We start from the raw sequence: 277 nt of genomic DNA on the forward strand, positions 1-277 counted from the left end.
GAAAGATTTGCGATCGATTCCGTTGTATTTGCGCAAGACGCGTTTTGCCTGATTCCAAAAATTCCCAATGCCGTTAATGTGGTTCCGGCGGTCTGCAAATTCCTTGGAGTGGTTGATGCGGTGATGGATAAAACCGCTTACGCCCGGCTTGTCATAGCTGCTCAGGCTATCCGTGTAAACAATGCTGTCCGGCATGATTTTCTGTTTGATAGCAGGCATCAAAGTATCAGACTTGGCATTATCTGCGACAACGGTATAGACCCGTCCGTTGCGTTTC

General features: G+C 48.0%; 1 protein-coding gene. It reads right to left on the minus strand.

The genetic code is table 11. The features are described from left to right. Positions 1–277 (minus strand): IS1595 family transposase (locus HMPREF3052_RS10265; RefSeq protein ID WP_141756643.1); only part of this gene is annotated, 277 nt, incomplete at both ends.

Origin of the sequence: Neisseria sp. HMSC056A03 (genome assembly GCF_001815685.1) — a bacterium.
GTDB classification, from domain to species: Bacteria; Pseudomonadota; Gammaproteobacteria; order Burkholderiales; family Neisseriaceae; genus Neisseria; species Neisseria subflava.